The sequence below is a fragment of the Streptomyces sp. NPDC101393 genome (assembly GCF_044767385.1).
Taxonomy (GTDB): Bacteria; Actinomycetota; Actinomycetes; order Streptomycetales; family Streptomycetaceae; genus Streptomyces.
The window spans coordinates 498,050-520,038 of sequence record NZ_JBIWNU010000003.1; the positions used below are offsets into that span (position 1 = coordinate 498,050).

Genomic DNA, 21,989 nt, shown 5'->3' on the forward strand with positions numbered 1-21,989 from the left:
GCCCCCGTCACTTGAGCCTGCTGGAGGCGAGGATGGACACGAGGTGGAGCAGCGTCTGGAGGATGGCGATGCCCGCGAGCACGGCGACGCCCAGACGGCTGAAGAACAGGTCGCCCCGGATCTGGTCGAGGACGGCCAGGACCAGGATCAGCAGGGACGCCTCGATGCCGAGGACCAGCCGGTGGAACTTCAGCGCCGCGGCGGCCTTGCGGGCCAGCGCCATACCGGACGAGCGCGGCTCGGCCGCCGCCTCCTCGACCGGCGGCTTGCCGGTCTGGTGACGGGCGACCCCGACGAGGTCGGTCTCGGCCTTGATCAGGATGGCGCCGAGGGCGGCGAGCGTACCGAGGAACGCCCACAGCCAGTCGATCCGGCCCGAGCCCCACAGATCGGCGGCGCGCAGCCCGAAGCCGACCAGCACCGCGGCGTCGCACAGGTAGGCGCCGACCCGGTCCAGGTACACGCCGCCGAGCGAGAACTGCTTCCGCCAGCGGGCGATCTCACCGTCGACGCAGTCCAGCAGCAGGTAGAGCTGGACCATCACCACGCCGAGGACGGCGCCCCAGATTCCCGGCACCAGCAGCGCCGGGGCGGCCAGGACACCGGCCACGGTCATCAGATAGGTGAGCTGGTTGGGCGTGATCCTGGTGTTCACCAGGTACCTGTCGCAGCGCAGCGAGATTTCCCGCATGTACATGCGACCGGCCCAGTGCTCACCGCTGCGCCGGTCCTTCACCCCCTCGGGGTGAACGACCGGGCGGAGTTCAGCTACTGATGGTTTTGGCATAGTCGGCGTATGCGTCCCTGATCTCTTCGGTGGACAGGTCCAGGTGCTCCAGGATCGTGTAGCGCCCGGGGCGGGTCTTCGGGGCGAACTCGACGACCTGGACGAACTCCTCGTCCGTGAAGCCGATCTCGCCCGGGGTGACCGGCAGGCCGTGCCGCCGGAGCACCTCGACCATCAGCGCCGACATCTCCTTGTCCCCGCGCAGGAACGTGGCGAACGCGGCGCCGAGGCCGCACTGCTCGCCATGGCTCGCCGCCCGCTTGGGGAAGAGGATGTCGAAGGCGTGGTTGATCTCGTGGCAGGCGCCCGAGGCCGGACGGCTGTCGCCGGCCACCGACATCGAGATGCCGGTGAGGACCAGGCCCTCGGCCAGCACCTGCAGGAAGGCGTCGTCGCCGACGCCACCGGGGTGGCGCAGCACGGCCTCGCCGGCCTGACGCGCCATGGCGGCGGCCAGTCCGTCGATGTCCTCGCCGGTCTCGCGGTGCGAGAGCTCCCAGTCCGCGACCGCGGAGATGTTGGAGATCGCGTCGCCGATGCCGGAGCGGACGAACCGGACCGGGGCCTCACGGATGATGTCGAGGTCGATCACCACGGCGATCGGGTTCGGCACACCGTAGGAGCCGCGGCCCGCGTCGTTGTCGAGGGTCGCGACCGGCGAGCACAGACCGTCGTGCGACAGGTTCGTCGCGACGGCGACGAGCGGCAGCCCGATCCGCGCCGCGGCGTACTTGGCACAGTCGATAATCTTGCCGCCGCCGAGGCCCACGACCGCGTCGTAGTGCCCCTTCTTCATGGCGTCGCCGAGCTTGATGGCGTCGTCCAGGGTGCCGCCGCCGACCTCGTACCAGTCGGCGCCGGGCAGTGCGGGGGACAGCCGCTCACGCAGCCGTGCCCCCGAGCCGCCGCTGATCGCGATGGCGAGCTTGCCGGACGCGGAAATGCGCTGATCGGCCAGCAGGCCCGCCAGGTCGTCCAGGGCGCCGGCGTTGATGTCGACGACGACCGGGGACGGGATGAGGCGGGTCAGTACTGGCATGCGATGTCACGGCCCTTCGCCAGGTCGTCGTGGTTGTCGATCTCGACCCACTTGACGTCGCCGATCGGGGCCACGTCCACCTTGAAGCCGCGGTTGACGAGCTCCTGGTAGCCGTCCTCGTAGTAGAGGTCGGGGTCCCGCTCGAAGGTGGTCTTCAGGGCGTCGGCCAGCTCGTCGGCGGCCTCGCCCTCGATGAGGGTGACGCCGATGTACTCGCCGGTGGCGGTCTCCGGGTCCATCAGCTTCGTGATCTTCTGGACGCCCTTGGCGGGGTCCACGATGACCTTCATCTCCTCGTCGGCGAGGTTCTTCACCGTGTCGAGGGCGAGGATGATCTTCTTGCCGTCGCCGCGGGCGGCGAGCAGCGTCTTCTCGACGGAGACCGGGTGCACGGTGTCGCCGTTGGCGAGGATCACGGTGTGCTTGATCGAGTCACGGCCGCACCACAGGGAGTAGGCGTTGTTCCACTCCTCGGCCTTGTCGTTGTCGATCAGCGTGAGCTTGAGGCCGTACTTCGCCTCCAGGGCGGCCTTCCGCTCGTACACGGCTTCCTTGCGGTAGCCGACGATGATCGCGACCTCGGTCAGGCCGATCTCGGCGAAGTTGCCGAGGGTCAGGTCCAGGATGGTCGTGTCCCCATCAACCGGCACCAGAGCCTTGGGCAGGGTGTCGGTGTAGGGGCGCAGACGCCGTCCGGCGCCGGCTGCCAGCACGAGGCCGATCATGCGGGTTCTCCTTCATCGTGTACGGCGGGGGCACCTTGTTGAGCGGCGACCACCCAGAAACGGATGCTCTCGACGAGCACCAGCAGCGCCAGGACCACAGCAAGGGCCGTGAGCGCAATGGTGAAACCTGAGGGGGACAGGAGGGCGGCGAGGACGGTGACCACGAGGATCCGTCCTTCACTGCCGCCGGTTGCCCGGACCAGCCACCGCGGAGGGGCTCCGGTGCCACCGCGGATGCGGTAGACCGTGTCGTAGTGATGGTAGGCGACAGCCGCGACCAGCCCGAACGCCGCGGGCAGCGCCCCGGGGACGTCCGCGCGGGCGGCCAGGACCAGGATCGTGGTGTATTCACCGGCCCGGAAGAGCGGCGGTACCAGCCAGTCGAGGACGCCCTTGAGCGGGCGTGCGACGGCCGCACCGGCCAGCAGCGCGGAGCAGAGCGCGACGCCGACGGTCAGCCAGGACGCGGGGTCCTCCTGGAAGATCACCCAGACCAGCAGCACCGCGGCTGAGAGAAATGCCATGACGGGCGCGAGGAAGGAACCGGAGCGGCTGCGGCCACGCGCCGCGCCGGCGATGAGGCCGGCGAGCGGGCCGGAGTCGGCGAGGTCGGCGAGCGCCTGGGCGGCGCGGTCGGTGCGCCGGGCCCGGCGGGTCAGCGAGCGCAGCACCCGGCCGGCCGTGGTGTAGCAGGCGGCCAGCGCACACCCGATGAGCAGGACGTAGAAGACGATGCGCGGGGTGGTGACCGCCGTGAGCACCGCGATCATGGCCCAGCGTTCGCCGATCGGCAGCACGATCATCCGGCGCACCCAGACCGTCCAGCCGACGCTGTCGAGCTTGTCGGAGAGCGCGGCAGTCGGGCTGGTATTGGCGGTCGCGTCGTGATTCGCCTCGTTGAAGGAGAAGTCGACGACATGGCGGCAGGTCTGCAGCACCATCGCGCCGAGCGCGAGCGCCCATACGTCATCGCCACCGCGGGCGGCGCCGAGTGCGAGCCCGGCGTAGTAGGCGTACTCCTTGGCCCGGTCGAAGGTCGCGTCGAGCCAGGCGCCCATCGTCGAGTACTGCAGGGAGTAGCGGGCGAGCTGCCCGTCGGTGCAGTCCAGGACGAAGGAGAAGAGGAGCAGGAATCCGGCCGCGATGAAGCCGCCGCGGGTTCCGGTGGCAGCGCAGCCCGCCGCGATCAGCGCGGTGAGCAGCGACGCGGTGGTGACCTGGTTGGGCGTGAGGCCACGGCGCGCGCACCAGCGGGCGAGGTAGCGGGAGTACGGGCTGATGCAGTACGTGGTGAAGAAGCCGTCGCGGGACTTCACCGCGGTGCGCAGCCGTACGGCCTCGTCGTCGACGGCCGCGACGGACTCCTGGGCGTCCTCGCGCTGGGCCGGGGTGAGCGGGACGGTGGCGACCAGGCTGCCCAGGTCGATGCGCTGCAGCCCGATGTCCTCGCGGTCGAGGGAGTCGGTGAGCGTCTCGGTGAGGACGTCGGTGAGGTGGGCGGTGCCGGCGCCGACCGGGATCTTGCCGGCCGCCCGGGTCAGCGCGGCGCGCGCCCCGGGCTGCGCGGTGAGCGCGCCCTGGACGGCGGCGGCCGGGAAGCGGGGGTCGGTGAGTGCCAGCCGCAGGGCGTGCAGATGTCCGACGAAGCGGGGGTCCACCACGGCGACCCGCTCGTCCGCGGGCGCCTCGGCGATCAGCTCGGCGGCCGAGGCCGGGTCGCTCGCCGTACGGACGTCAAAACCCAGAGTGCGCAGGTCGCCTTCGAGCGGCGACCCGGCTACCGGCGGACCGGTGAGGATGGCGGTCGACAGACGAACTCACTCCTTGGAATGCTGACAAGGCAGCGCCGGCCGGTCCGCATTCGATACGAACTACCCGGGCAACGGGCGTGGCACACCTCGTCCCCGGAGAGCTGGGTGGCACGTCGGCAGAGGCTATCGGATCGCCGGATGAGGCCGTTCACCGCGCATTCATCGCACGATCGAGTGACCGACGGCTGCGCCTGCCGCGATCATCATGGTGGATCGGACGGCGCATGAACAACTGCCGTCCGGCCCGGGAGCCGGATCGGGTGCCGGTTATGAGAGGGCTGGTCACAGGTGGGGTGGGTTGCGCCGCTGCAGGTGTGACGAGATCCGTCGCAGGTCCGCGGGCCACCGGCCGGCAGGGCGGCTGCCTGCGGGGAGGCCCGCCGGGGAAGGCCCGCTCGGGGGCGGGTCGCTCCGGTCACGGGGTGTGGACCATCTCACGGGCGGAGTGGGGGCCCGCTTCCGTCTGCCCGGTGATCGTTTCCGTTTCGAACACAGCGGCGCCGCGCACCACAGGACGCCGCTCTGCCGCTTATGTGCACGCGGCTAGGGCAGACTTGGCGTCGAAGACCGACGACAAGGATGCGCATGCCGATCACACCTGCCAACGGACAGACCACCGGGATCTCGGCGGTGAGGACACCGGACGGCGACGCCGAGCCGATCATGCTGGAGCTGGTCGACGAGGACGGTGCGACGATCGGCACCGCGGAGAAGCTCGCGGCCCACCAGCCCCCCGGGCAGCTGCACCGGGCGTTCTCGGTCTTCCTCTTCGACGAGAAGGGGCGGCTGCTGCTGCAGCGCCGGGCCAAGGCGAAGTACCACTCCCCCGGCGTGTGGTCCAACACCTGCTGCGGCCACCCGTATCCGGGCGAGCAGCCGTTCGCGGCAGCCGCCCGCCGGACCGCCGAGGAGCTGGGCCTGGCGCCCGCACTGCTGGCCGAGGCCGGCACGGTGCGCTACAACCACCCGGATCCGGCCTCCGGCCTGGTGGAGCAGGAGTTCAATCACCTGTTCGTCGGGCTGGTGCGGGCCGAGCCGGCCCCGGACCCCGAGGAGGTCGGTGAGATCGCGTTCGTGACGCCGCAGGAGCTGGCCGAGCGGCACGCCGCCGCGCCGTTCTCGGCGTGGTTCATGACCGTGCTGGACGCGGCCCGCCCGGCGGTCCGTGAGCTCACCGGACAGTCGGCGGGCTGGTAGCCAGCGGGGCGAGCGGCAGTTCGGCCCAGATCGCCTTGCCGCCGTTCGCGGTGTGCTCGACATCGCATTTGCCGCCCGCCTCGGCGGTGAGCACTTTGACCAGCCACAGACCGCGGCCGCCGACGTCACCCTCATCCGCCTCCAGCGCCTTGGGGCGGTAGGGGTGGCTGTCCTCCACCGCGACCCGCAGCCAGTTCGCCCCGATGGTGACCTGTACGGCGATCTGGGGCGAGAGCAGGGCGGCGTGCTGCACGGCGTTGGTGACGAGCTCGGAGACGATCAGCAGCAGACCGTCCATGATGACGGCGGCCACGGGCACGCGCTGTTCGTCGAGCAGATCCCGGACCGCGTGGCGCGCCTGAGGCACCGAACACTCCAGTGCCGGGGCGGTGAACCGCCACACACCTTCGTACGCGAGCGGGGAGGTCAGCCCCTCGGGGGGTTCTGCTGGGGGTCCGGAAGGAATCCTCACACGAAGAGTGTTGAGAATGTGTAGGTCCGGACCGGGCTGCTGAACACAAGTCAGCGCCTATCGACGCGTTTTGACCGATTCAGAGTGCACCGATCAGTCCGGTGACTGATTCTGCCGCTTTTGTTCCTTATTCAAGGACTGCCACGGAGTAGTCGTCGTGCGGCCCGAGGCCCCGTCGTCGATCATGCCGCCCTCCTCGACCATACCGACGATCCGGCGGCCGCCGATCCCCATCGCGAACAGCCCCAGCCCGTCGAAGAGCAGCGCGAGCGAGAAGAAGGTGCCGATCACGTACAGGCTGCTGTGCGGCCAGTCGCCGAGCACCAGGACACCCAGCAGGATGCCGAACGCGCCCTGCACCAGCGTCCAGCCGAACTGCGGTCCGCGTACCACCACCCCGCCGACCAGGCGGAAGACGCCGCCGGTCAGGAAGAGCAGTGCGGCGAACATCGTCAGCGCAGCCGCGGTGCCCTCCGGCTGCCGGATGACGACCGCGCCCGCCGCGATGTTCAGCGCCGCGACGATCACCGCGAGCCAGAAGAAGTTCGTACCGCGGGACAGGACGGCGTGCACCAGCCCGATCACGCCGCCGATCAGCAGCAGCCAGCCGAAGAGCAGCATCGTGGTGAGGGTGGCCACGCCGACGTGGATCAGGCCCACCACCCCGGCGACGACCAGGATGACGCCGAGCACCATGAGCCCGCCGAAGTTGCGGCCGAGCCGGGCCGTGTGCGGATCGCGTCGGGGAGTTCTGGATCTGCTGAACATGCCCGCCTCCTCGGTCACCCCGTTTGTCCCGGTATACCCCGCATCGGAGGCGACGGCAGAGCGGAAGGGCGGGCGCACGCAAAGAACAGCAGGCCCGGTGCCTGAGCACCGGGCCTGCTGTTCTTCATGAGTAGCGGGGACAGGATTTGAACCTGCGACCTCTGGGTTATGAGCCCAGCGAGCTACCGAGCTGCTCCACCCCGCGTCGGTGAACCCCACACTACGGGCCGCCCAGCTCAGGACCAAATCGATAATCCGCGCGGATCACCGGCCGGGCCCGCGCTCACACCGGCAGGTCGGCGATCCTCCCCGCGCCGACCTCGATGCGGCGCGTGGTGTGCACCGCGTCCAGCATCCGCCGGTCGTGGGTGACCAGCAGCAGCGTGCCCGCGTACGAGGCGAGCGCGGACTCCAGCTGCTCGATGGCCGGCAGGTCGAGGTGGTTGGTCGGCTCGTCAAGCACGAGGAGGTTGACCCCGCGGCCCTGGAGGAGGGCCAGCGCGGCACGGGTCCGCTCCCCCAGCGACAGGGTGTCGGCCGGCCGCAGCACATGGGCCGCCTTCAGTCCGAACTTCGCGAGCAGGGTGCGGACATCGGCGGGCGACAGGTCGGGCACGGCGGCCCGGAAGGCGTCCATGAGGGGCGCGTCGCCGACGAACAGGCCGCGCGCCTGGTCTACCTCGCCGACGACCACGCCGGGTCCGAGCGAGGCCGCGCCGGCGTCCAGCGGCAGCCGGCCGAGGAGGGCGGCGAGCAGGGTGGACTTTCCGGATCCGTTGGGTCCGGTGATGGCGACCCGGTCCGCCCAGTCGATCTGCAGGTCCACCGGGCCGAAGTGGAAGGAGCCGCGGACGACCTCGGCGCCGCGGAGGGTGGCCACGACGGCGCCTGCCCGGGGCGCGGCGGCGATCTCCATCCGCAGCTCCCACTCCTTGCGGGGCTCCTCGACGACGTCGAGGCGTTCGATCAGGCGCTGGGTCTGCTTGGCCTTGGCGGCCTGCTTCTCGGTCGCCTCGACACGGGCCTTGCGGCCGAGCTTGTCGTTGTCGGGGGCCTTGCGGCGGGCGTTCTTGACGCCCTTCTCCATCCAGTTGCGCTGGGTGTGGCCGCGAGCCTCGAGGGCGGCCTTGGTGTCGGCGTACTCCTCGAACTCCTCGCGTGCGTGCCGCCGGGCCCGCTCGCGCTCCTCCAGGTAGGAGTCGTAGCCGCCGCCGAAGGTGTTGACCTGCTGCTGGGCGAGGTCGAGTTCGACGACGCGGGTCACCGTCCGGGTCAGGAACTCGCGGTCGTGGCTGACCAGGACCGTGCCGGCGCGCAGTCCGGTGACGAACGCCTCCAGCCGCCGCAGGCCGTCCAGGTCGAGGTCGTTGGTCGGCTCGTCCAGCAGGAAGATGTCGTAGCGGGAGAGCAGCAGCGAGGCCAGCGAGGCGCGGGCGGCCTGGCCGCCGGACAGCGACGTCATGGGCTGGTCGAGACCGATGGTGAGGCCGAGCTGGGCGGCGGTCTCCTCGGCGCGCTCGTCGAGGTCGGCGGCGCCCAGCGCGAGCCAGCGCTCCAGGGCGGTGGCGTAGGCGTCGTCGGCGCCGGGCCGTTCGTCGACCAGCGCCTGGGTGGCGGTGTCCAGGGCGAGCTGGGCGTCGCTCACCCCGGTGCGGCGGGCGAGGAAGGCGCGTACGGATTCGCCGGGGCGGCGGTCGGGCTCCTGCGGGAGGTGGCCGACGGTCGCGGTGGGCGGGCTGAGCGCGAGCTTGCCCTCCTCCGGAGTGTCCAGGCCGGCGAGCAGCCGCAGCAGGGTGGATTTGCCCGCCCCGTTGGCGCCCACGAGGCCGATCACGTCTCCGGGGGCGACGACCAGGTCGAGGCCGGAGAACAGGACGCGCTCGCCGTGGCCGGCGGCGAGGTCTTTGGCGACAAGAGTGGCTGACATCAGACTGCCGATCGTATCGGGCCGCCGCGGTGCCGGTCGCTCTAATATCCGGGGCATGGAACCGGCCCTGAAGACGCATGTCAGCGACGGCACAGCGACCGTCACGATCAGCAACCCGAGCAAACGGAACGCGATGACCGTCCAGATGTGGCGGGATCTGCCGCCGCTGATGGAGCGGCTGGCGGGCGAGCGTTCGGTACGGGCCCTGGTGCTGACGGGCGAGGGCGGCACGTTCTGCGCGGGCGCGGACATCGGGGCGCTGCGGGACGCGGCGGGAGAGTCGCAGGGGCTCGCGGTGGCGGCGGAGGAGGCGCTGGCGGCGTTCCCCGGGCCGACGCTGGCGGCGATACGCGGGTACTGCGTGGGCGGCGGGGCGCAGCTGGCCGCCGCCTGTGATCTGCGGTTCGCGGAGGAGGGCGCGCTGTTCGGGGTGACGCCCGCGAAGCTGGCGATCGTCTATCCGGCGTCCGCGACCCGGCGGCTGGTCCGGCTGGTCGGCCCTTCGGCCGCCAAGTACCTGTTGTTCTCGGGTGAGTTGATCGACTGCACGCGGGCGCTGCGGACCGGTCTGGTCGACGAGGTGCTGGCCGGCGGTGAGCTGGCCGGGCGGGTGGCGGAATTCGCCGCCGTACTGGCGAGCCGGTCGCTGCTGACGCAGAACGCCGCGAAGGAGCTCGCCGACGGGACGTGGGACGTGTCGCCGGCGGCGGCCGAGGAGCGGGGCGCGTACTGGGCCGCCGAGGCGCGGGCGAGCGGCGACACCTCGGAGGGGGCCGCCGCCTTCCTGGAGCGCAGGGCGCCGCGCTTCACCTGGCCGGTGGCCTGAGGCGCGGGCCCGGCCGGCTACTCGCCGTTGAGGATGAACCGGCTGCGGTCCCGCAGCAGCGCGGTGACCTCGGCCGGTGCCTTCTGCGGGGAGCCCGCGTCGTACGGCGGCTGCGGGTCGTACTCCACGCCGAGCTGGATGCACTGGGCGACGGTGTCGCCGGCGATCCGGCCGGCGAGGGTGAGGCCCATGTCGATGCCGGACGAGACGCCGGCGGCCGTCACGTACTTCCCGTCGATGACCACACGCTCCCCGGTCGGCTCGGCGCCCAGCGCGGGCAGCTGGTCCAGCGCCAGCCAGTGGGAGGTCGCCCGGCGGCCCTTGAGCAGGCCGGCGGCGCCGAGGATCAGCGACCCGGTGCACACCGAGGTGGTCCACGTGGTGCCGGCGTCCACAGCGCGGATCCACTCGTGCAGCGGGCCGTCCGTCATGTGCGTCGTCTGTCCGGGTCCGCCGGGCACGACGAGGATGTCGGGCGCGGTGACGTCGTCCAGCGCGGCGTCGGCGACCAGCGCGAGCGAGTCGGAGTCGTTGCGGTACGGGCCGGTGCGCTCGCCGGTGAACACCACCTCGGCGCCGGGGAGCCGGACGAGGGTCTCGTAGGGACCCACGGCGTCCAGCGCCGTGAAGCGGTCGTAGAGAAGGATCGCGATCTGCATGAGGTTCCCGTCGTGCGTGGTGAGTGGTGAGTGCGTGAGCTGTGCGTCGTGAGCGGTGAGTGGTGCGTCGTGTGTCGTGAGGGGCTGCGGAAGAGGTGGGCCGGGGACCGGTCCCTGGGGCCGCTCACAGGGCCGGGCGGGCCGGCTGGAAGCGGCGGCGGTATTCGGCGGGGCCGGAGCCCAGGTGGCGTACGAAGGCGCGGCGCATCGCCTCCGGGGTGCCGTAGCCGCAGTGCCGGGCCACCTCCTCGACGCCGTCGGGGGTGTCCTCCAGGCGCCGGCGTGCGGCCTCCAGCCGGACCCGGTCGGCGTAGCGACCCGGCGTCATGCCGACCTCGTCGCGGAAGGCGCGGGCGAAGTGCCGGGGCGAGAGTCCCGCGCGGCCTGCGAGGGCGTCGACGGACAGGTCGGCCGAGGGGTTCTCGGATATCCACTGCTGGACGTCGCGCAGCGGGCGGCGCTCGGCGGTCTGTACGGCGAGCTGGGCGCTGAACTGGGTCTGATTGCCCGGACGCCGCAGGAAGACGACCAGGTGCCGGGCGACGGTCAGGGCGAGGTCGCGGCCGAGGTCCTCCTCGACGAGGGCCAGCGCGAGGTCGATGCCGGCCGTGACGCCCGCCGATGTGGCGACGTCGCCGTCCCGTACGTAGATCGGGTCCGCCTCGACGTGGACGGCGGGGTAGCGCCGGGCGAGGGTGTCGCAGAGGTTCCAGTGGGTCGTGGCCCGGCGGCCGTCCAGCAGTCCGGCCTCCGCGAGCAGCAGTGCCCCGCTGCACACCGAGACCTTCCGCCGGGCGAGGGGGGCGTGAGTGCGCAGCCAGTCGGTCAGCCGCGGGTCGGGGGCGCGGGTGCCGTCGCCGCCGGGCACCAGGAGGGTGTGCGGTGCCGGGGCGTCGGCGAGGGCGAGGTCGGGGGTCAGCGTCAGTCCGGAGGACGTGCGGACCGGGCCGCCGTCGAGGCTCGCGGTGCGGATGCGGTAGGCACCGGGGGCGCCGCGGGCGGCGCCGGTGAAGACCTCGACCGGGCCGGTGACGTCGAGGCTTTGCACGCCGTCGAAGTAGACGACCAGAACATCGCGCTGTCGCATGGCTCCATCCTGGACAGCGGGAGCGATGGCGGCAATGACGAATAACCCACCTTTGCTGCCATCACGCACCGCGCGGGGCGGTGCGCGCGGGCCGGGGCGCGAGGGTGCGCGGCCCGGTCCTCGTCATGACCGGACCTGACCTTCCGGCCATACCGACGGGTCGGTAACCTGCCGGGCATGACCTCTTCGAGCGCACTGCCCGCGCACGCCGGGCGGCACTGTCACAACGTCGTCAACCCGTTCCACTCGACGCACTACTTCTCGCCGGACCTGCCCGCCGAGATGGCCGAGCTCGGCGTCGAGGACCGCAGCGCCTCCTACTTCGCCGCCCGCGGCGCGGCCATGGGCGCGGTGGGCCCCGGCACGATCACGGCGACGTTCTACAACTTCAGCCATGCCCTGGTGTCCCGGCACGTGCCGCACGTCTGGACCGTCGTCGCCCCCGAGGACGTCCTCGCGGCCCGGCTGCGCGCGAGCGACACCACGCTGCGCCGGCTGCTCGGCGACGAGGCACTGGAGTCCGCGGAGATGGCGGAGGCGGCGAAGCTGGCGCTGAACGCCGCCGAGGGGTGCACCCGGCACGCCCGGCCGCTGTTCGCCGCGCACGCCGACCTGCCGGTGCCCGACGCACCGCACCTCGCCTACTGGCACGCGGCGACGCTGCTGCGCGAACACCGCGGTGACGGCCATCTGATGGCCCTGCTGGACGCCGAACTCGACGGCCTGGAGGCGCTGGTCACCCACAACGCCAGCGGTCGCGGCATGAGCTACCTGGGCGTCATGAAGACCCGCGGCTGGTCGCAGGAGGAGTGGACGGCCGCGCAGGAGCGGCTGCGCGAGCGCGGGCTGCTCGACGCCGAGGGCGAGTTGACCGGGGCCGGGGTCCAGCTGCGCAAGGACCTGGAGCACACCACGGACCGGCTGGACCGGGCCCCGTACGAGCACCTGGGTGCCGAGGGCGTGGCCCGGCTCACCGAGCTCGCGGCCAAGTTCACCACCACCGCGATGGAAGCCGGTGCCTTCCCGGCGGCGATGTTCGGCAAGTGAGCCGGCCGCCGGGCCGCGCATACGGCCCGGCGCTCCCGCCAGGGACGCGCCCGCCCCGGGGCGGGCGCGACAGCCCGGCCCGCCAACCTGCACAATGCAGGCTCAAGCAAGCGCTGGAAGGCGGGTCAGGATCAACGTGACGGCATCCACTGTGTCCACCGGGTCCCTCGGGTCTCTCGGGTCCATCGAAGCGAGGATCGCCGAGGAGCTCGGCGTCAAGGAGCGCCAGGTCAAGGCCGCGGTCGAGCTGCTCGACGGTGGCTCGACGGTGCCGTTCATCGCGCGCTACCGCAAGGAAGCCACCGAGACGCTCGACGACGCGCAGCTGCGCGCGCTGGAGGAACGTCTGCGCTATCTGCGGGAGCTGGAGGAGCGCAGGGCCGCGGTCCTGGAGTCCGTACGGTCGCAGGGCAAGCTGGACGACGCCCTGGAGGCGCAGATCCGCGGGGCCGATTCCAAGGCCCGGCTGGAGGACATCTACCTCCCGTACAAGCCCAAGCGGCGTACCAAGGCGCAGATCGCCCGCGAGGCGGGCCTCGAACCGCTGGCCGAGGGGCTGCTGGGCGATCCCTCGGTGGAGCCGGCCGTGGCCGCCGCGGCGTTCGTGGACGCCGATAAGGGGGTCGCCGACCCGGCCGCCGCCCTGGAGGGCGCGCGGGCGATTCTGACAGAGCGGTTCGGGGAGGACGCGGACCTGATCGGCGAGCTGCGCGAGCGGATGTGGTCGCGCGGGCAGGTCGCGGCGAAGGTGCGCGAGGGCAAGGAGGAGGCGGGCGCGAAGTTCGCCGACTACTTCGACTTCTCCGAGCCGTTCACCGCGCTGCCCTCGCACCGTGTGCTGGCGATGTTCCGCGGCGAGAAGGAGGAGATCCTCGATCTCGCGCTGGAACCGGAGGCCCCGGCGTCGGTGACGGAGGGCCCCAGCGCCTACGAGCAGTCCATCGCGCACCGCTTCGGCATCACCAACCAGGGCCGGCCCGGCGACAAGTGGCTTCAGGACACGGTCCGTTGGGCGTGGCGCACCCGGGTGCAGGTGCACCTGGGCATCGATCTGCGGCTGCGGCTGCGGCAGGCGGCGGAGGACGAGGCGGTACGCGTCTTCGCGTCGAATCTGCGCGATCTGCTGCTCGCCGCCCCCGCCGGGACGCGCGCGACGATGGGTCTGGACCCCGGTTTCCGCACCGGTGTGAAGGTCGCGGTCGTCGATGCGACCGGCAAGGTCGCCGCCACCGAGACGATCTACCCGCACGTGCCCCAGCAGAAGTGGGACGCGTCCCTGGCCACGCTGGCCCGGCTGGCGCGTGAGCACGACGTCGAGCTGATCGCGATCGGCAACGGCACCGCCTCCCGCGAGACCGACAAGCTGGCGGGCGATCTGATCACCGCTCAGCCGGAGCTGAAGCTGACCAAGGTGATGGTGTCCGAGGCGGGCGCCTCGGTGTACTCCGCGTCCGCTTTCGCCTCGCAGGAGCTGCCCGACATGGACGTGTCGCTGCGCGGCGCGGTGTCCATCGCCCGCCGGCTGCAGGACCCGCTGGCCGAGCTGGTGAAGATCGACCCCAAGTCGATCGGCGTCGGGCAGTATCAGCACGACCTGTCCGAGGTGAAGCTGTCCCGCTCGCTGGACGCGGTGGTCGAGGACTGTGTGAACGGTGTCGGTGTGGACGTCAACACCGCGTCGGCGCCGCTGCTTTCCCGGGTGTCGGGCATCGGCTCGGGCCTTGCGGAGAACATCGTCACGCATCGCGACAACAACGGCCCGTTCCGCTCCCGCAAGGCGCTCAAGGACGTGGCGCGGCTCGGCCCCAAGGCGTACGAGCAGTGCGCGGGCTTCCTGCGGATCCGGGGCGGCGACGACCCGCTCGACGCGTCGAGCGTGCACCCGGAGGCCTATCCGGTGGTGCGCCGGATGGTCGCGTCGGCGGGCAGCGAGGTCGGTTCGCTGATCGGCAACTCCGCGGCGCTGCGCGGGCTGCGCCCGGCGGACTTCGTCGACGACTCCTTCGGACTGCCGACGGTCACCGACATCCTGCAGGAGCTGGAGAAGCCGGGCCGTGACCCGCGTCCCGGCTTCCGGACGGCGACCTTCAAGGAGGGCGTGGAGAAGATCGGCGACCTGGAGCCGGGGATGCTTCTGGAGGGCGTGGTGACCAATGTCGCCGCCTTCGGGGCGTTCGTGGACGTCGGCGTCCACCAGGACGGCCTGGTGCATGTCTCGGCGATGTCGAAGACCTTCGTCAAGGACCCGCGTGACGTGGTGAAGCCGGGCGACATCGTCCGTATCAAGGTGCTCGATGTCGACATTCCGCGGAAGCGGATCTCGCTGACGCTGCGGTTGGACGACGAGCACGGCAAGGGCGGTTCGGCCGGCGGCGGCACGGCCGGTGGCGAGCGCCGGGGCGGCGGCAACGGCGGTGGCGAACGCCGTGGCGGCGGCAACGGCGGCGGGCTGCGGGCCGGCGGCCGTGGCGGTGCGCCCCGGCAGCAGCGGCAGGGTGAGCGGCCGGGCGGCGGAGCACCGCGCGGCGGGGAGCGCCGCGGCGGGCGCGACGCCGCCCCGGCCAACGACGCGATGGCCGACGCGCTGCGGCGGGCCGGTCTCCTGGGCGGCAAGGAGGGCGGCGGCCGCTGACGGCCGGCGCTTCCCGGCGGCAGCGGGCCGTACCCGCTGCCGCCGGAGGCCGACGCGTCGCACCGGCCGCGGTCGTCCCTTGCGCTCCGGGAGCCGCGACACCGGCCCCGGGGACCCGGCGGAGGCCACGGACCAGGCGCGAGATCCCGGCCCGGCTGCTGCCGGACGACGGTCTCTCGGGCAACCGCCTGCCGGACGGCGGTCTGCCGGACGGCGGTTCGCCCGACGCGGTGCGGGTCCGGCTGTACCCCGTGGGGGCCGGTGCTGTCCGGCACAGCCCCCCGGAGCTGCTCCAGCGCGACGGCCTGCTGGCCCCCTCGCGCCGAACGGCACCGAGGCGCCCGGCACCCGGCACCCGGCACCCGGCACCCGGCACCCGGCACCCGCATGATGCTTCTCAGCTGTACCCCGCGGCCTCAGCTGCCCACCACCGCCTCAGCTGTCCGCCGCAGCCCGCGAAGGGCTGGTCAGGAAGCCGACGGGGGCGGCACGCCGGGATCGGCCACCGCCGCGTATCCCCGCAGCCGCTCCAGTTCGCCGGCCACGTCCGTGAGGGTTTCGCAGTCCGGTACCGGCCCCAGCTCCCCGGCAGCCGCGTCGGAAGCGGCCCCGCGGCGCGGGTCGTCGAGGGCGTCGGCCATGGCGGACAGCGCCCGGCACAGCCGTTCGGCGTCGTCCGGGCTCGGGCGGCGCGCGCCGTGGTCGAGGCGGACGGCGCAGGCGGTCGCGGCGTCCACGATGCGTTCGGCCGCGGTGATGACGGTCAGCCGGTCCAGCTTGCGGTCCCGGGCGGCGAGGAGCTCGGCCGATGCGGTCTCCGCCGCCGCCCGCGCCTCGCCGAGCGCCCGGTAGGCGGCCCGGCGCAGCACCAGCCGCTCGGCGGGGTCCGAGCCCGGCTCCGCCTGGAGTACGTGCCGCAGGAAGCGCTCGGTGGCGCGCAGCGCGGCGGTGACGCGCTGGCCGACCCGGCGGCCGGGGTCGGCCAGCCGCGGCAGATGCCCGACGACGAGCACCATGCCGCAGGCGATCGAGGTGTCCACGATCCGCTCGGCGGCGGCCTGCGGATCGCCGCCGACGTGCACGAACGACAGCACCATGAGGGTGATCGCGACGGTCTGCAGCGCGAAGTGCCGGGTGGCGAACGGCAGCAGCGCCCCGCCCGCACCGGCGATCAGCGCGGGCCACCACGATCCGGTCAGCACCAGTCCCGCCCCGGCGAACAGCAGCACCCCGGCGACGGTGCCCGCGAAGCGGTTGACCGTACGGGAGAACAGCGGGCCGAGGTCGGGCTTGACCAGGAAGGTCACGGTCACCGGGAGCCAGTACCAGTGGTCGGCGCGCAGCAGCAGCGCGACGGCGGTGCTCGCGGCGATGCAGACGGCGACGCGCAGCCCGTAGTCCCGCCCGGCGGGGCCCAGGAGGCTGCGTCCGCGCCGGGTCCGGCGGCTGACGACCTCCAGTGCCCGACGGACCGGCGACCGCGGGGGCGGCGTGGCCTGCCGCTCCTCCGCTCCCCCGGCCTCGGCCTCGGCCCCGGGAGGCGCCGGCACGGGCGGCCGTCCGGACGACTCCGGCAACGGCTGCGAGCGGGCGAAGGCGACCGCCGCGTCCAGCAGGGCGCGGTCGAAGGCACCGCGCGCCGCCGAGCTGGTCTCCGGTGCGGACAGCCGGCCCGGTGAGCCGCCGCTGCGCAGCGCCTCGGCGAACCGCCGGGGGCTGTCCGCGACGCGGGGCGGCAGCGGGCGGGCCTCCCACAAAAGGGCGACGCTGGCCTCGCACAGGGCGGTGGCCGCGGCGAACCGTTCGGCCAGCAGCAGTTCCTCCCGGCGTGCGGGGCGCCGCAGCAGCCTGCTGGTCAGCCTGCGCAGCCGCACCGCCTCGTCGGCCCGGTCCAGGGCGGAGGTGAGCCGTCGCCGGGCGGGTTCGGCGCCGGGGCCGCCGGCCGCGCCCAGGGCGTCGGCGAGGACGTCGAAGACCGTGGCGACGGCGGCGCGCTCACCGCTGAGCGCGCCGCCCGCGGGGCGTGGTGAGCGCAGGACGAGGCGCAGCAGGAGCAGCCACAGGCAGCCGGCGAGGACGTAGAGCGCCTTGACCCAGGGGGCTCCCGGCAGCGGCATGCCCGCGCCGAGGATGGTGGCGGCCAGCATCTGCATACCGGCGTTGGAGCGCACCGGTCCGGCCACGCTGCCCGCGCCGGAGACGAACCCGACGGCGAAGAGCGCGGGCACCAGCCACCAGTGGGCGCCGGCGGCCTGCAGTGAGGCGCCGATGAGCATGCCGAGCGCCGAGGCGAGGGCGGGCAGGCCGATGTGCACGATGCCGGTGCGGCGGGTGCCGGGTCGGTCGTTGACCCCGGCGAGCATGGAGCCGAGCCCCGCCAGGACGCCGGCCGCCGGGCGGCCCGTGGCGACGCCGGCGCCGAGCAGCGGTCCCGCACACAGCGCGCCGCGTGCGACGGCCGCCCACGGGACGGGCAGCCGCTGCCAGCGGAACGGGTGGGCGAGCCAGGCGGGCACGGCGCGCTGCGCGCGGGGCATGGGCCTCCTCAGGCGACGGCGTACGGAGGGACTGCTCGCCCAGGGGCGGCGAGCGGGATCCGAGGGGCGTCATCGGCCGACGGCGGTGCCACCAGCCTAAGGTCCCGGTTCGTCCAGAGGGCTGCGGGAGGGTTACGCCAAGATCACATGCGGGCGCCGTCCGTCCCGCACAGCGGCGCCGGCCCCTCGTCGGGGCACCCTCCGCCCGGTTAGCGTCACCGGCATGACGAGCGACACGAATGACGTGCTGGTGATCGGTGCCGGCGTGATCGGGCTGACCTCGGCCGTCGCCCTGGCGGAGAGCGGCCACCGGGTGCGGGTGGTCAGCCGCGACGCGTCCGGTGACACGACATCGGCGGTAGCCGGCGGGCTGTGCTGGCCCTATCGCATCCAGCCGTACGAGAAGGCGGTCCGCTGGTCGGTGCGTTCCTTCCGGGTGCTGGCCGATCTGGCGCGGCGGCCGGAGGAGACCGGCTCCCGGGTGGCGGACGGCACGATGGCGGACGGCGGCGGGGACGGCCACTCAGCCGGGGACGGCCTCGCCGACTGGTACGCCGCGGTGCCCGGGATGCGGCGGGCGCATCCGCACGAGCTTCCCGACGGGTTCGCCTCGGGGTGGCGGGCGCGTACGCCCCTGGTCGACATGCCGGTCCATCTCGGCTATCTGGAGCGGCGGTTGGTGCGGGCCGGCGGGACGGTGGAGCAGCGTGCGGTGACCTCGCTGGAGGAGGCGGGCCGGGAGGCCGGCACGGTGGTGAACTGTTCCGGGCTCGGCGCGCGCGATCTGGTGTCGGATCCCGAAGTGCACCCTGTCCAGGGCCAGTTGGTGGTCGTGGCGAACCCAGGTGTCGAGGAGTGGTTCGTGTCGGCGGGCTCCGGGGCCGAGACCACGACGTATGTGCTGCCGCAGCCGTACGGGCTGGTGCTCGGCGGGACGGCGCGGGAGCACGCGTGGTCGCGGGAACCGGATCCGGCGGTGGCGGCGGCGATCGTGGCGCGCTGCGCGGACCGCTTTCCGGAGCTGGCGGGTGCCCGGGTGCTGGCGCACAAGGTGGGGCTGCGGCCGGCCCGTCCCGCGGTGCGGCTGGCGGCCGAGCGGCTGCCCGGCGGTGCGCTGTGCGTGCACAACTACGGGCACGGGGGTGCGGGGGTGACCGTGTCGTGGGGGTGTGCGGACGAGGTGGTCCGGCTGGTCGGGGAGGCGGCGCCCGCCGCGTGAACGACCGCGGAGGGCCGGTGGCGCCGGCCCTCCGCGGTCGTTCAGCACTCGTCAATCGTCGGACGCGTCGTGCTTCTTGCCGCCCTTGGACAGGTCGGGGTCGGCGGTGGCGCCACTGTCCTCGCTCACCGGCCCGATCTGGAACTCGAACTCGCCGTCGTACTGCTCATGGCCGGCGATGACGGCCGTCTCGACGGCTTCCTGGCCGCGCTGGCCGCGCACGATCAGCGGGTCGCTGCGCAGATCCCGCATCAGTGCCCAGCACATCACGATCATCACGATCATGAAGGGCACCGCGGCAAGGATCGTCAGATTCTGCAATCCGGTCAGCGCGTCGTCCGATCCGCCGCCGATCAGCAGCATGATCGCGGCGACCGCACCGGTCACCACGCCCCAGAAGATCACCACGGTCCGGCTCGGCTCGAAGGACCCCTTCTGCGACAGGGTGCCCATGACGATGGACGCCGCGTCGGCACCGGAGACGAAGAAGATACCGACCAGGATCATCACCAGCAGGCTGGTGACGGTGGCGATCGGGTACTGGTGCAGCACATCGAAGAGCTGGCCTTCGGGGGTGCTCGACCCGCCGAGCTTCTTCTCGTCCTGCAGCTTCATGGCCGAGCCGCCGAAGATGGCGAACCAGACCAGGCTGACCACGCTCGGCACCAGGATGACGCCGCCGATGAACTGGCGGATCGTCCGGCCGCGGCTGATGCGCGCGATGAACATGCCGACGAAGGGCGTCCAGGAGATCCACCAGGCCCAGTAGAAGACCGTCCAACTGCGCAGCCAGCTGCCCACATCGGCGCCGCTGCTGGCCTCGGTGCGGCCCGCCAGCTGCGGCAGGTCGCCGATGAACGAGCCGATGGAGGTCGGCAGCAGGTTCAGGATGAGGATGGTCGGGCCGACCACGAACACGAAGACCGCCAGGATCAGCGCCAGCACCATGTTGATGTTGGAGAGGATCTGCACGCCCTTGGCGATGCCGGAGACCGCGGACAGGATGAACGCAATGGTCAGCACGGTGATGATGATGACCAGCAAGGTGGTGCTGACACTGTCCATCCAGCCCAGCACCTTGATGCCGCTGCCGATCTGCAGCGCGCCGAGCCCCAGTGAGGCGGCGGAACCGAAGAGCGTGGCGAAAATGGCCAGGATGTCGATGCACCGACCGCCCCAGCCGTTCGCGCGCCGTCGGCCGATCAGTGGCGTGAACACTGCGCTTATCGTCTGCCGCCTCCCCCGCCGGAAGCTGCTGTAAGCGATGGCCAGGCCCACGACCGCGTAGATCGCCCAGGGGTGCAGGGTCCAGTGGAACAGCGTGGTGGACAGCGCGGTGTCCATCGCCTGGGCCGCGTCCTTGGGGTCGGTGCCCGGTGGTGGCGTGGTGAAGTGCCCCAGCGGCTCACTGACGCCGAAGAACATCAGCCCGATGCCCATGCCCGCGCTGAACATCATGGCGATCCACGACACGGTGCGGAACTCGGGCTCCTCGTCCTCCTTGCCGAGGGTGATGCGCCCGTACTTGCTGATGGCCAGCCAGATCGCGAAGATCACGAACCCGGACGCGGCGAGCACGAAGGCCCAGCCACCGTTCTTGATCACCCAGTCCAGCATCGTGGTCGACACGTTCTTGAGCGATTCGGTGGAGCTGGCTCCCCAGACGATGAACGCGAGGGTCAGCGCCGCGGTGACGCCGAAGACCACCCGGTCCGTCTGCGGCGGTCCTGTCCGGTGCGGGTCCTCGGGGAGGTCCGCCATGGTCGGCGAGGCACCCCCGACTCCCGGATCTTTGCCTGTGTCCGACATATATCGACCTTTCAATTGGCCATATTTTTGCTACCTGTTACCCCCTACCACATCACGGCAGACGTTCATGGGAGTCGCGACCGTAAGGTGATAGTCGGCCCGACCGTCCAGCAGCAGCACGACGAGGTCCCGCAGCGGCTGCCGCACCGGTACGACAGCCCCGTCACCGGCCCGTTCCCAGCGCACTCCGTGCAACGCCAATTCATCCTCGACCCGCGCGAACCGTGCGGCGTCGAGGCGGTAGCCGCAGGGCGGATCGGCGAGGATCCGGTCGTCGGGCGCCGGCTCGTTGTCGGCGCCGCCGAGAAAGACGGGGCCGTGGTCGGCGTATCCCGACAGCCGGGCCGAGGTGGTGGCCGACTCGATGCGCGCACGGCGGTGGGTGACGAAGCCGAACGTGCCGGCCACGCCCGCGAGCTGCGACCGCACCCGGCGCCTGTTGTTGAGCGCCGGGTCGGCCTTCTCCGCATCGGTGAGCGCGTCCACGCGGGTCTCGACGAGCAGTCCGACCGAGCCCTTGACCCCCGCGGTGTTGCGCAATATCCGCTCCTGCCCGTCGCCCGCCACCTGCTTGACGGGGGCACCGGTCTCCGGGTCGGTCCAGATGCCGTAGACACCGGTGCTGAACCCGGACCGCCGGACCTCGGGCCCGACGAAGTCCTCGGACAGTGCGGTGGATTCACGGTGCACCGCGTCCGCCGTATTGAGGTTGCGCGGCCACAGCGACAGCACGTCCTTCATGTAGTACGGCACGGTGGGGCCGTACTCGTGCAGGTCGTGGATGACATCCGGCCGGTAGTCGCGCAGGACGGCGGCCATCGCGCGGCCCTCGGCGGTGGTGAGGGCGAAATGGTCGCGGTTGATGTCGGTGCCGTCGGAGTTGCCGCGGGTGTCCGCCGCCCGGCCGTCGGGGTTGGCGGTCGGCATCACCAGCACCTCGGTGCGCTCCAGGAAGCGCACGGTCGCCCGGTCGGTGGCGTAGGCGAGGTCGCGGACGGTGCTCAGACAGGCCTCGCGCCCGGACGGTTCGTCGCCGTGCTGGGAGCAGACCAGCAGGACGGAGTTGCCGCGGCGTACGTCGCGGGCCGGGCGGGGTCCCGGGGCGCCGATCCGTACGAGGCGCAGCGGGCGGCCCTGTTTCGTGACGCCGACGCGGTCGATCCGGACCCGGGGGCTCGCGTGGTCGACGGCGGCGAGGAAGTCCCGCTCCTCGGGCTGACCGGTCCAGCGGGCACCGTGACTCTTCTCGAATCCCGTGCGAGGGGCCTGGGAGCCCCGTGCGTCGGCGGCCGGGACCGCCGGCAGGGTCGCGCCGAGCGTGGCTGTCAGAGCGACGGCCAGCGCCCCGAGGGCGAGACTGCGGGAACGTTTCACGGGTGCCTCCCTGGTGGTGACGGGCGATGGGGGCGGTACGGGCGGAGCGGGTGGCCGGGCGCGTGCGGCGCCC

17 protein-coding genes and 1 tRNA gene are annotated in these 21,989 nt (G+C 72.4%); 5 read left to right on the top strand and 13 right to left on the bottom strand.

Annotated elements, in window-relative coordinates:
* Positions 1 to 7: 7 nt before the first annotated feature.
* From ACIRQ7_RS12035 to ACIRQ7_RS12050, 4 genes are read right to left on the bottom strand one after another with little or no spacing between them, the layout of a single operon-like run.
* A complete protein-coding gene (locus ACIRQ7_RS12035; protein ID WP_401466838.1) occupies positions 8 to 787 on the bottom strand; it encodes a CDP-alcohol phosphatidyltransferase family protein in 780 nt (259 codons plus the stop codon).
* Positions 765 to 1,826 (bottom strand): iron-containing alcohol dehydrogenase family protein, encoded by a 1,062-nt coding sequence (locus ACIRQ7_RS12040; protein WP_401466841.1) that lies wholly within the window; start codon positions 1,824 to 1,826, stop codon positions 765 to 767. Before ACIRQ7_RS12040 ends, ACIRQ7_RS12035 begins: the two co-directional genes overlap by 23 nt.
* Entirely contained in the window at positions 1,814 to 2,551 is a 738-nt protein-coding gene (locus tag ACIRQ7_RS12045) for a sugar phosphate nucleotidyltransferase (RefSeq protein ID WP_401466844.1), read from the bottom strand. The genes ACIRQ7_RS12040 and ACIRQ7_RS12045 overlap by 13 nt, the downstream gene beginning before the upstream one ends.
* A complete protein-coding gene (locus ACIRQ7_RS12050) occupies positions 2,548 to 4,362 on the bottom strand; it encodes a DUF5941 domain-containing protein (protein ID WP_403672953.1) in 1,815 nt (604 codons plus the stop codon). The genes ACIRQ7_RS12045 and ACIRQ7_RS12050 overlap by 4 nt, the downstream gene beginning before the upstream one ends.
* A 585-nt stretch (positions 4,363 to 4,947) precedes the next feature.
* On the opposite strand from ACIRQ7_RS12050, the gene idi reads away from it, so the two are divergent.
* Entirely contained in the window at positions 4,948 to 5,559 is a 612-nt protein-coding gene (idi, locus tag ACIRQ7_RS12055) for an isopentenyl-diphosphate Delta-isomerase (RefSeq protein ID WP_401466847.1), read from the top strand.
* Here the strand turns inward: idi and ACIRQ7_RS12060 are convergent.
* The 4 genes from ACIRQ7_RS12060 to ACIRQ7_RS12075 form a co-directional block, all read right to left on the bottom strand.
* On the bottom strand, positions 5,534 to 6,025 hold the full coding sequence (locus tag ACIRQ7_RS12060) for an ATP-binding protein (RefSeq protein ID WP_404262306.1): 492 nt from the start codon (positions 6,023 to 6,025) through the stop codon (positions 5,534 to 5,536). The two genes, idi and ACIRQ7_RS12060, sit on opposite strands and share 26 nt — an antisense overlap.
* Before the next feature lie 99 nt (positions 6,026 to 6,124).
* Positions 6,125 to 6,799, bottom strand: coding sequence for an HdeD family acid-resistance protein (locus ACIRQ7_RS12065; protein WP_404261931.1), 675 nt, complete (start codon positions 6,797 to 6,799; stop codon positions 6,125 to 6,127).
* A gap of 131 nt (positions 6,800 to 6,930) precedes the next feature.
* Positions 6,931 to 7,004 (bottom strand) — tRNA-Met (locus ACIRQ7_RS12070).
* A gap of 78 nt (positions 7,005 to 7,082) precedes the next feature.
* The gene (locus ACIRQ7_RS12075) at positions 7,083 to 8,726 is read right to left on the bottom strand and encodes an ABC-F family ATP-binding cassette domain-containing protein (protein WP_404261933.1); all 1,644 of its coding nucleotides are present in this window, start codon (positions 8,724 to 8,726) and stop codon (positions 7,083 to 7,085) included.
* Between the two features lie 55 nt (positions 8,727 to 8,781).
* Between ACIRQ7_RS12075 and ACIRQ7_RS12080 the strand changes: the two genes are divergently transcribed.
* A complete protein-coding gene (locus tag ACIRQ7_RS12080; protein ID WP_401466856.1) occupies positions 8,782 to 9,552 on the top strand; it encodes an enoyl-CoA hydratase/isomerase family protein in 771 nt (256 codons plus the stop codon).
* 17 nt (positions 9,553 to 9,569) lie between these two features.
* On the opposite strand, the gene ACIRQ7_RS12085 is transcribed toward ACIRQ7_RS12080, so the two are convergent.
* Together ACIRQ7_RS12085 and ACIRQ7_RS12090 are read right to left on the bottom strand one after the other, a co-directional pair.
* Positions 9,570 to 10,211: a DJ-1/PfpI family protein gene (locus ACIRQ7_RS12085; protein WP_404261935.1), complete on the bottom strand. Its 642-nt coding sequence runs from the start codon at positions 10,209 to 10,211 to the stop codon at positions 9,570 to 9,572.
* A gap of 124 nt (positions 10,212 to 10,335) precedes the next feature.
* The gene (locus tag ACIRQ7_RS12090; protein ID WP_404261937.1) at positions 10,336 to 11,298 is read right to left on the bottom strand and encodes a GlxA family transcriptional regulator; all 963 of its coding nucleotides are present in this window, start codon (positions 11,296 to 11,298) and stop codon (positions 10,336 to 10,338) included.
* 177 nt (positions 11,299 to 11,475) lie between these two features.
* On the opposite strand from ACIRQ7_RS12090, the gene ACIRQ7_RS12095 reads away from it, so the two are divergent.
* Positions 11,476 to 12,345 carry a hypothetical protein gene (locus ACIRQ7_RS12095; protein WP_404261939.1) on the top strand — a complete coding sequence of 290 codons (870 nt, stop codon included), beginning with the start codon at positions 11,476 to 11,478 and terminating at the stop codon, positions 12,343 to 12,345.
* Positions 12,346 to 12,481: 136 nt separating this feature from the next.
* The gene (locus ACIRQ7_RS12100) at positions 12,482 to 14,977 is read left to right on the top strand and encodes a Tex family protein (RefSeq protein ID WP_404261941.1); all 2,496 of its coding nucleotides are present in this window, start codon (positions 12,482 to 12,484) and stop codon (positions 14,975 to 14,977) included.
* A gap of 467 nt (positions 14,978 to 15,444) precedes the next feature.
* On the opposite strand, the gene ACIRQ7_RS12105 is transcribed toward ACIRQ7_RS12100, so the two are convergent.
* Positions 15,445 to 17,514 (bottom strand): FUSC family protein, encoded by a 2,070-nt coding sequence (locus tag ACIRQ7_RS12105; protein WP_404261943.1) that lies wholly within the window; start codon positions 17,512 to 17,514, stop codon positions 15,445 to 15,447.
* A gap of 223 nt (positions 17,515 to 17,737) precedes the next feature.
* Here ACIRQ7_RS12105 and ACIRQ7_RS12110 point away from each other — a divergent pair, with 223 nt between their 5' ends.
* On the top strand, positions 17,738 to 18,733 hold the full coding sequence (locus ACIRQ7_RS12110) for an FAD-dependent oxidoreductase (protein ID WP_404261945.1): 996 nt from the start codon (positions 17,738 to 17,740) through the stop codon (positions 18,731 to 18,733).
* A gap of 51 nt (positions 18,734 to 18,784) precedes the next feature.
* On the opposite strand, the gene ACIRQ7_RS12115 is transcribed toward ACIRQ7_RS12110, so the two are convergent.
* Entirely contained in the window at positions 18,785 to 20,494 is a 1,710-nt protein-coding gene (locus tag ACIRQ7_RS12115; RefSeq protein WP_401466877.1) for a BCCT family transporter, read from the bottom strand.
* A 78-nt stretch (positions 20,495 to 20,572) separates the two neighbouring features.
* Complete coding sequence (locus ACIRQ7_RS12120) at positions 20,573 to 21,916, bottom strand: M14 family metallocarboxypeptidase (RefSeq protein WP_404261947.1); 1,344 nt, start codon at positions 21,914 to 21,916, stop codon at positions 20,573 to 20,575.
* Positions 21,917 to 21,989: the final 73 nt, after the last annotated feature.

What these genes read in the sequence shown, in the direction of transcription:
- ACIRQ7_RS12085 (WP_404261935.1), bottom strand. Translation starts at nt 10,211, where the DNA reads ATGCAGATCGCGATCCTTCTCTACGACCGCTTCACGGCGCTGGACGCC.
- ACIRQ7_RS12075 (WP_404261933.1), bottom strand. Translation starts at nt 8,726, where the DNA reads ATGTCAGCCACTCTTGTCGCCAAAGACCTCGCCGCCGGCCACGGCGAG.
- ACIRQ7_RS12045 (WP_401466844.1), bottom strand. Translation starts at nt 2,551, where the DNA reads ATGATCGGCCTCGTGCTGGCAGCCGGCGCCGGACGGCGTCTGCGCCCC.
- ACIRQ7_RS12040 (WP_401466841.1), bottom strand. Translation starts at nt 1,826, where the DNA reads ATGCCAGTACTGACCCGCCTCATCCCGTCCCCGGTCGTCGTCGACATC.
- ACIRQ7_RS12065 (WP_404261931.1), bottom strand. Translation starts at nt 6,799, where the DNA reads ATGTTCAGCAGATCCAGAACTCCCCGACGCGATCCGCACACGGCCCGG.
- idi (WP_401466847.1), top strand. Translation starts at nt 4,948, where the DNA reads ATGCCGATCACACCTGCCAACGGACAGACCACCGGGATCTCGGCGGTG.
- ACIRQ7_RS12110 (WP_404261945.1), top strand. Translation starts at nt 17,738, where the DNA reads ATGACGAGCGACACGAATGACGTGCTGGTGATCGGTGCCGGCGTGATC.
- ACIRQ7_RS12105 (WP_404261943.1), bottom strand. Translation starts at nt 17,514, where the DNA reads ATGCCCCGCGCGCAGCGCGCCGTGCCCGCCTGGCTCGCCCACCCGTTC.
- ACIRQ7_RS12090 (WP_404261937.1), bottom strand. Translation starts at nt 11,298, where the DNA reads ATGCGACAGCGCGATGTTCTGGTCGTCTACTTCGACGGCGTGCAAAGC.
- ACIRQ7_RS12035 (WP_401466838.1), bottom strand. Translation starts at nt 787, where the DNA reads ATGCCAAAACCATCAGTAGCTGAACTCCGCCCGGTCGTTCACCCCGAG.
- ACIRQ7_RS12115 (WP_401466877.1), bottom strand. Translation starts at nt 20,494, where the DNA reads ATGGCGGACCTCCCCGAGGACCCGCACCGGACAGGACCGCCGCAGACG.
- ACIRQ7_RS12080 (WP_401466856.1), top strand. Translation starts at nt 8,782, where the DNA reads ATGGAACCGGCCCTGAAGACGCATGTCAGCGACGGCACAGCGACCGTC.
- ACIRQ7_RS12095 (WP_404261939.1), top strand. Translation starts at nt 11,476, where the DNA reads ATGACCTCTTCGAGCGCACTGCCCGCGCACGCCGGGCGGCACTGTCAC.